This is a genomic window from Shewanella sp. SG41-4 (assembly GCF_014164505.1).
Lineage (GTDB): Bacteria > Pseudomonadota > Gammaproteobacteria > Enterobacterales > Shewanellaceae > Shewanella.
Map to the genome: position 1 here is coordinate 25,412 of NZ_JACJFI010000015.1, position 8,652 is coordinate 34,063.

At 44.9% G+C, this 8,652-nt stretch carries 7 protein-coding genes and 1 riboswitch; of the genes, 1 reads left to right on the forward strand and 6 read right to left on the reverse strand.

Translation table 11 applies throughout. The features are described 5' to 3' along the window. Positions 1–52: 52 nt before the first annotated feature. The 3 genes from H5202_RS03020 to H5202_RS03030 all read right to left on the reverse strand — a co-directional run bounded on the left by H5202_RS03020 (position 53) and on the right by H5202_RS03030 (position 3,074). Positions 53–1,159 (reverse strand): FecCD family ABC transporter permease, encoded by a 1,107-nt coding sequence (locus H5202_RS03020; RefSeq protein WP_182770741.1) that lies wholly within the window; start codon positions 1,157–1,159, stop codon positions 53–55. Continuing rightward, complete coding sequence (locus tag H5202_RS03025; protein ID WP_182770742.1) at positions 1,152–1,961, reverse strand: ABC transporter ATP-binding protein; 810 nt, start codon at positions 1,959–1,961, stop codon at positions 1,152–1,154. Before H5202_RS03025 ends, H5202_RS03020 begins: the two co-directional genes overlap by 8 nt. A gap of 79 nt (positions 1,962–2,040) precedes the next feature. Next, a riboswitch (cobalamin riboswitch) is annotated at positions 2,041–2,161 on the reverse strand. A 169-nt stretch (positions 2,162–2,330) separates the two neighbouring features. Beyond that, positions 2,331–3,074 carry a histidine phosphatase family protein gene (locus H5202_RS03030; protein WP_182770743.1) on the reverse strand — a complete coding sequence of 248 codons (744 nt, stop codon included), beginning with the start codon at positions 3,072–3,074 and terminating at the stop codon, positions 2,331–2,333. 283 nt (positions 3,075–3,357) lie between these two features. On the opposite strand from H5202_RS03030, the gene metH reads away from it, so the two are divergent. Further along, the gene (gene metH, locus H5202_RS03035) at positions 3,358–7,074 is read left to right on the forward strand and encodes a methionine synthase (RefSeq protein ID WP_182770744.1); all 3,717 of its coding nucleotides are present in this window, start codon (positions 3,358–3,360) and stop codon (positions 7,072–7,074) included. Between the two features lie 328 nt (positions 7,075–7,402). Here the strand turns inward: metH and H5202_RS03040 are convergent, their stop codons facing one another. From H5202_RS03040 to H5202_RS23920, 3 genes are all read right to left on the reverse strand, one after another. Then, positions 7,403–7,849, reverse strand: a complete 447-nt coding sequence (locus H5202_RS03040; protein WP_182770745.1) for a DUF3465 domain-containing protein — start codon at positions 7,847–7,849, stop codon at positions 7,403–7,405. A gap of 93 nt (positions 7,850–7,942) precedes the next feature. Continuing rightward, positions 7,943–8,365 carry a thioredoxin TrxC gene (gene trxC / locus H5202_RS03045; protein WP_182770746.1) on the reverse strand — a complete coding sequence of 141 codons (423 nt, stop codon included), beginning with the start codon at positions 8,363–8,365 and terminating at the stop codon, positions 7,943–7,945. An 86-nt stretch (positions 8,366–8,451) separates the two neighbouring features. After that, positions 8,452–8,652, reverse strand: a 201-nt coding sequence (locus tag H5202_RS23920; RefSeq protein ID WP_220493747.1) for a hypothetical protein, incomplete at its 5' end; no start/stop codon positions are given.

Here is an 8,652-nt window from a genome sequence, read left to right on the forward strand (position 1 = left end):
CTAATTCTTATCTATATGTTTAGCTATGTGCTTATAAAAAAGGGCTCGACGTTTAACGGCGTTGACGCAAAATAAACAAGAAAAACACGCTGCCCAAAGCTGCGGTAATAATGCCGACAGGCAATTCTTGGTTAAATAAAACACATCGTGCTATCACGTCAATCCACACCATAAATAAGCCACCCAACATCGCGGTTAATATCATCGGCTGACGTCCGGAAAACAATAGCCTAACCGTATGCGGGATCATCAAACCGACAAAACCAATGCCGCCACAAGTCGCCACCAACATCGCGGTAATCAGCGAACACAGTAACAACATGCTTAAACGCAATTTAGCGACATTAATCCCTAACGTATGAGCCGTTTCATCACCGGCTTGCAGCGCCATAATTTGCCGCCTGAATGCCAACATAATCAACAAACTAACCCCTACCGTTACACTGGGTAAAAGTAAATTAGACCAACTGGCTTTAGCAAAGCTACCTAAGCTCCAAAATAGCACTGACGCCGCAGCCTGTGGGGTCGAAAAATACAACAGCAAGCTGGTCAATGCGCCAAACAGAAACGACGTTGCCACACCAGACAGCAACATACGTTCAACTTGGCTACTTCGCCCAGGTCCCGACAACATAAACACCACCAACACCGACAAACTGGCGCCGATGAACGCCCCTATCGGTATGCTTAATGTTGACCAAGACCACCAAGGTTGTGCGGTAAAGCTGGGCGCTATGGTCAATATTCCTGAAAACATCTCGGCAAATAAACCGGTTTGGCTGAATAACGACACCACCAACACCGCACCAAATGATGCCCCGGAGCTAATGCCAAATAAATACGGGTCGGCCAACGGATTGCGGGTCACGGTTTGTAATACACTGCCTGCTATAGACAACCCTGCGCCAGCCACAAAGGCTAACAAAATTCGCGGTAAGCGTAATTCAAGCACAATACGTTGGGTTATCGTAACCGCATGTTCACTGCCTTCAATCGCACTCGGCATGTCGCCGCCTAATAAGGTATTAAATATCATTAATACGTCATTAAGATGAATGTTAGCCGCCCCAAAACTGGCGGCAAATATCGGGGTAAGCAGCGTAGCCAATACCAACAAGCTGAAACAAACGTAATACCGACGTTGCGATGCATCAATCATGATCGGGGCATCCTTTATGGCTTGGTTGGTAACCATAAAAATAACTGATCAGCGGCTTACCATGTTGTGGATGAATATTAATGTCGCAGCACACACCAAACACGTCACTAATTTGCCGCTCGGTTAGCACTTCTGTTGGAGTACCTTTAGCAATTAATCGCCCTTGGTCGAGCAGCAGTAATTTATCGCACATTGCACTGGCTAAATTCAGATCGTGTATAGAAGCAATAACACTAATGCCTAATGATTTAACCAGTTCAAGGATTTGAATTTGATAACGAATATCTAAGTGATTAGTCGGTTCATCTAAAATTAAAATATGCGGCTGTTGCACAATGGCACGGGCAATAAGGGCGCGTTGTTTTTCACCGCCAGATAACAGTTCATACTGTTGTTGGGCTTTTTGCTGCAATCCAACTTTGGTTAAGGCACTGACCACACGTTCACGGTCTTGGGCAGTGTTAGAGTCAAACAAGCCTTTATGCGGAGTCAGCCCCATCGCCACTAACTGTTCGGTAGTCATGTCAAAATAATGCGGGGTATCTTGTTGCACCACAGCAATATTTTGCGCTAACAACTTAGAGGAATACTCACTGATGGGTTTAGAAAATATCTCAATATTGCCGCTGGTTGGCACAATATAACGATACAAGCAGCGTAGCAGGCTCGACTTGCCTGCGCCATTGGGGCCAATTAACCCTAGCATTTGACCTTTCGGTAAACTGAAATGGATGTCCGCCAGAATCGTTTTATTATCGACTTGCCAAAAAAGATGATTTACATCTAATACAGATTCAGACATGTGAGTTAGCCCGCCATGTCCAATTATTTAACACAAACATTTATTTAATAACTCCCCTAAGTCACCCGCTTAGGCATGGATATTGAGGCGATTCAAAGCTGGTATCTGACTTATGCACCAATACTCGATGGGTACATCTACAGTTGCGGGTACAGTTTGGGCTTATCCCAATTCCCAATACCTTGAAAGGCACTATGGTTTCGACGCAGATTATCACGACAATTATGACGCAAATAACTATTCAAATTACGACGCTGATAACTATGTAAATAACTATGTAAATAACTATGCAAATTGTGACACTAATGACTACGCAAATTATAGCGAAAAAAGATGACACTATGGTTGTAACGCTCAGCTAATGAAGTGTTACGGCCAATGTAAGGTAAAGCTCACTTTAGCGGTATTGTTATTCATTGCAGTCGCTTGAAAAGCGTCAACCTTATCAACATCATCAGGCCAATATACATCGAGCACCATAATAGCAGCATAGGGGATCGCTAGGTTAGCGAATAATCCGCTAGATTGGCCAACCTTAAGCACATAGCCCATTAAGCAGCGCATCACCCCACCGTGAGTAATCACTAACGCATGGGGGCAATCGACAGCTTGAGCGGTTTGCGGCACGGTTTGCCCTTGTTGTTCGTCTATTGGCAGTAAACAAGAGTGCTGCTGGTGACACGAGCGCCATAGTTCATCCACCACGCTCATAAGCCCGGTCTCCACTCTCGCAGCAAAATCAATCACCGACTCGGCATTATCTGGCGTGCTATCAGCCGACCATGGGTTATCCCAGTAAGCATCAAATTTACCTGGGTTTTGTTGGTAAATTGCATCAAACGATTGCCCATCCCACACACCAAAATCAATTTCTTGCAGTGCTGTTATGGTCGCTAACGGTAATGTTAATCGCTGTGCTAAAGGCAGGCTGAATTGCTGACACCGTTGCAATGGCGAACTAAACACATGGCTAATGGGGAATTGCAGCCCAGCAAACGCTTGCTGCATTTGGGCCATCCCTGTGTCGGTAAGCTTTACATCGGTTTGACCGCGAAATATAGCCCCACCCTCACACTCTCCATGGCGCATTAATATTATCTTGGCTTGTTTCATTTAATTCAGCCTTGCTCTAGTGATAAAAATTCGCGTACTATGGACGTCTATACGTTTATATGTCTAAAATACTATCTTAAAAGATAATCATTTAGAAGATAATCATTGTACGCAACAATTGTCCACGGGAGTTGTCTGTAACGGTTAACGCAACAGCTGTAGGTAACCGTTGTACATATCCTTTGTACATAACAATGATGTTATCGCCCTACTATTGTAAAAATAAGGGTATGCTTATCTCAATTAAGGTATCAAGCAACATAGTGATAAAAAGGTAACTGTTATGGCGAAATCGACTTCTTACAGTCAAACACTTGAACAACTTAATGCATTGTTAGCGCAGCGTATTGTGATTTTAGATGGCGCCATGGGCACCATGATCCAAGACTATAAGTTGGAAGAAGAAGATTATCGTGGCGAGCGTTTTAAAGATTGGCATTGCGATGTTAAAGGCAACAATGACTTATTAGTACTCAGCCAAGCGCAAATTATTAAAGATATTCATACCCAGTACCTGTTAAACGGTGCCGACATTATTGAAACCAACACCTTTAATGCCACCACCATCGCCATGGCCGATTACGATATGCAGTCTCTGGCCGCCGAAATTAACCTAGCCGGAGCCCAAATTGCCCGCCAAGCAGCCGACGAAGTGGCTGCGCAAACAGGTTTGCCACGTTATGTTGCTGGCGTATTAGGTCCAACTAACCGCACCTGCTCTATCAGTCCAGACGTTAACGACCCTGGGTTTCGTAATGTCAGTTTCGACCAATTAGTCGACGCTTATGTCGAATCCACCAGCGCCTTAATTGAAGGCGGCGCCGATATCATTTTAGTTGAAACCATTTTTGATACCTTAAACGCCAAAGCTGCTCTATTTGCGATTGAAAAAGTATTCGATCAACTCGGCGATCGCCTACCTGTTATGATCTCAGGCACCATTACCGACGCCTCAGGCCGAACCTTAACAGGGCAAACCACAGAAGCCTTTTATAACTCTTTACGCCATATCAAGCCGTTATCGATTGGCCTTAACTGCGCCCTTGGTCCTAAAGAGCTGCGCCCGTACGTTGAAGAATTATCGCGTATTGCCGAGTGTTATGTTTCCGCCCACCCAAATGCTGGCTTACCCAACGAATTTGGTGGCTACGATGAAACCCCAGAAGAAATGGCCGAAGTCATTAATCAATGGGCTCAAGAAGGCATGCTCAACATTGTCGGCGGCTGTTGTGGTAGTACACCGGCACACATTAGCGCTATTCGTGAAGCTGTGCTGAGACACGAACCAAGACAACTTCCAGATATTCCAGTCGCGTGTCGCTTATCGGGCTTGGAGCCACTGACCATCGACAAAAACTCGTTATTTGTTAACGTCGGTGAGCGCGCTAACGTGACCGGCTCGGCTAAATTTTTACGCTTAATTAAAGAAGAAAAGTTTGAAGAAGCCTTAGATGTCGTGCGCGAGCAAGTTGAAAACGGCGCACAAATTATCGACGTCAACATGGACGAAGGTATGCTTGATGGCGTGGCCTCTATGGCGAAGTTTTTAAACTTAATCGCCTCTGAGCCTGACATCTCCCGCGTGCCCATCATGATTGACTCATCAAAATGGGAAGTGATTGAAGCCGGGCTTAAATGCGTCCAAGGCAAGTCGATTGTTAACTCTATTTCGATGAAAGAAGGCGAAGCCAAATTTATTGAGCAAGCGACCTTAGTAAAACGCTATGGCGCTGCCGCCATTATAATGGCCTTTGACGAAGACGGCCAAGCCGATACGCGTGAACGAAAAACCCAAATCTGTACTCGTGCTTATCGCATTTTGGTCGATGTTGTTGGCTTTCCACCAGAAGACATTATTTTCGACCCTAACATTTTCGCCATTGCCACCGGTATCGATGAACACGACAACTATGCAGTCGACTTTATCGAATCGATAAAAGACATCAAAGCCACCTTGCCACACGCGATGATCTCCGGTGGCGTGTCTAACGTGTCATTCTCGTTCCGTGGTAACAACCCAGTACGCGAAGCCATTCACGCGGTATTTTTATACCATGCCATTCAAGCAGGCATGGACATGGGTATTGTTAACGCAGGTCAGTTAGCCATATACGATGATATTGACCCAGAGCTCAAAAAACGGGTTGAAAACGTAGTCCAAAACTTACCTTGCCCGGTTGCCGACTCAAGTAACACCGAACAACTACTCGACATCGCTGAAAGCTTTAGAGGCGACGGCTCACAAGTGGCCAAAAAAGAAGATTTAGCTTGGCGTAGTTGGCCGGTATCCAAACGTTTGTCGCACGCATTGGTTAAAGGCATTACCGAATTTATTGATGAAGACACCGAAGCCGCTCGCCTAGAAGCCGTGCGCCCGCTCGATGTTATCGAAGGCTCGTTAATGGACGGCATGAACGTGGTCGGCGACTTATTTGGCGCGGGCAAAATGTTCTTACCGCAAGTGGTCAAATCGGCACGAGTAATGAAAAAAGCTGTCGCTTACCTTAATCCTTATATTGAACTCGAAAAAGTGGCAGGCCAGTCAAACGGCCGAATTTTAATGGTCACTGTTAAAGGTGATGTGCATGACATCGGTAAAAATATCGTCGGTGTGGTACTCGCCTGTAACGGCTACGAAGTGGTCGACCTTGGGGTAATGGTATCGGTTGATAAAATTCTCGATGCAGTAAAAGAGCATAATATCGACATCATCGGCATGTCTGGTTTAATCACCCCAAGTTTGGATGAAATGGTTCACAACGTGAAAACCTTCCACCGTGAAGGCTTAACCATCCCTGCGATTATTGGTGGTGCAACCTGCTCTAAAATTCATACTGCGGTGAAAATAGCCCCGCATTACCCACACGGCGCCATTTACATTGCCGATGCATCTCGCGCTGTACCTATGGTGTCTAAGCTCATTAATAACGAAACTCGCCAAGCCACCATCGACGAAGCCTACGCAGAATACGACATGATGCGTGAAAAGCGTTTGTCGCAAACCAAACGTAAAACCATCGTGTCGATTGAAGCGGCGCGCGAAAACCGTTGCAAACACGACTGGGAAAACTACACCCCATTTACGCCTAATGTATTAGGTCGCCAGGTGTTTGATGACTATCCATTAGAAGACCTAGTCGAACGTATCGATTGGACACCGTTCTTTAGAAGCTGGGAACTGCACGGTCATTACCCTGAAATTTTAAAAGACAAAGTCGTTGGTGAAGAAGCGGTTAAATTGTTTGCCGACGGCCAAGCCATGTTGAAGCAAATTATTGCTGAAAAGTGGCTTACCGCCAAAGCAGTAATCGGTTTATTCCCAGCCAATACCGTCAACCATGACGACATTGAACTGTATACCGATGAAAGCCGCACCACATTGGAAATGACCACCCATCATTTACGTATGCAGCTTGAACGCGTCGGTAACGACAACTTCTGTTTATCAGACTTTGTTGCACCAAAAGATTCAGGCGTAGCCGATTACATGGGCGGTTTTGCAGTAACAACGGGTCATGGTATTGATGAACATGTTGCCCGCTTTGAAGCCAATCACGATGACTACAACGCGATTATGCTTAAATGTTTAGCAGACCGTTTAGCCGAAGCCTTTGCCGAGCGCATGCACGAACGTGTTCGTAAAGAGTTTTGGGGTTATGCTGCCGATGAAGTGCTCGACAACGAAGCGTTAATTCGCGAACGTTATAAAGGTATTCGCCCAGCACCTGGTTACCCAGCATGCCCAGACCACACTGAAAAAGGCTTGTTATGGGATTTGCTAAAACCCGATGAAACGATTGATTTGAACATCACCGAGAGCTTCGCCATGTACCCAACCGCAGCGGTATCTGGCTGGTACTTTGCCCATCCAAAATCACGCTATTTTGGCGTGACTAATATTGGTAAAGATCAGGTAGAAGATTATGCCCAGCGTAAAGGCATGACGTTGGCAGAAGCAGAGAAGTGGTTGTCACCGATATTGGACTATGATCCAGAATAGATTTATTTCGAATAGAATAAGGTCAAGAGTAGAAAGAGATCCTGAATAGAGAGTGATTCAAATAAAGAGTAACCCTGAGTCATCACGGTTACTCTTTTTTATATCCAAACTTCGTTTGGATTAACACCACAAGATTCTACCCTGCACTGATCAAATCAATCGTCATCAGAACTATTTTTATAAAAAGGAATCTGCTCTTTCTTGTATTACATTTTTGGCCTGCAGCCGCACAAACCAAGAAAAGCCAAAGATCGCTCTCTCATGATTCGGCCTGTCTGATTTTTGTACGAGGCCCTTGACTTATTATGGATACGATTAATACCGAGACTTATTGATAAACGCTGCCATTGTGTTTTAACCAGCCGCCTTGATGTTGTCCGCGTGGGTCGTGGTGAGTCCAATGGATGACGCCGCCTTTATTATTGAATTCATAAACGCCAAAGAACTCGACGGTATCGCCGACATTTAAGTTATCTATCCGTGGGGCTAAATCAATATTATGGGCAACTAATAGCGTGTTGCCGCTGGCTATTTTTAGAATAAATCGTTGATGGCGGCTGCCTTTAAGATCATCGGAAAGTATTTTTACCACATACCCTGAACCACCGATTTGAAGGTTACTCTGCTTATTATCAATGGCATTTTGTAACGCACTATCACTGCCAGCGGTATAGCCAGCATAAACGTTTTGTACAATTTGAGTGGTTTCAACGTTTTTGCCTAAATAGCCAAATATCGCGAGGCCAAGTAAGCAGATAACTAAGAGTTTTTTCATGTTTATCAATTCCTTTTAAACAACAGAAAAATAAAGCTAAGCAAAAACGCGATATATAATCGCGTTTTTAATGAGTAATCTAATGTCCAAAATCTATTTAATCGATTCAAGCCATTGGTTGAATGATGATGCAGGCAAGGCGCCGGATTGCTGAGCGATAACCTTGCCTTGCTTAAATACCATCAGGGTTGGAATTGATCGAATATTAAATTGGGCAGCCAGGGCTTGCTGCTCTTCGGTGTTGAGCTTGCCGAAACGGAATTTGGGCTCCCACTTTTTAGCTGCTTGAGTAAATACCGGCGCAAAGTTTTTACACGGACCGCACCAGCTAGCCCAAAAGTCGACCACCAGCAGTAATTCTGATTTATTAGCATGGTGGCTAAAATTGACGGCTGTTAGCTCTATCGGTTCACCAACGAATAGGCTTTGTTTACACTTTCCGCAAGTTGGTTGTTGTTCAAGACGTTCTTCAGGTACGCGATTTAAGGTATCGCAATGGGGGCAAGCTATTATCATGATTAGACCTCATCAACTTCATTATCGAGACTCTTCAATCATAAACCTTGTTGGTGTGTTAAACGAATAATCGTTTTAATTTTTTATCATATTATGGCCTGCGGGCACCAACGTCGTGGCGCTTCGCCCACACCAGAATTTTCAAACTTCGTTTGAACTAAGATCGCAAGGTTCCACCCTGCACGGGCCAAAAGGGGATCAACAGCAATCCCCTCTTGGATCACCCCTGCCGTTCCGGCAACATTTTCGCTATTTAACCAAACAACAGCAGCGAAAAAATTGCGACG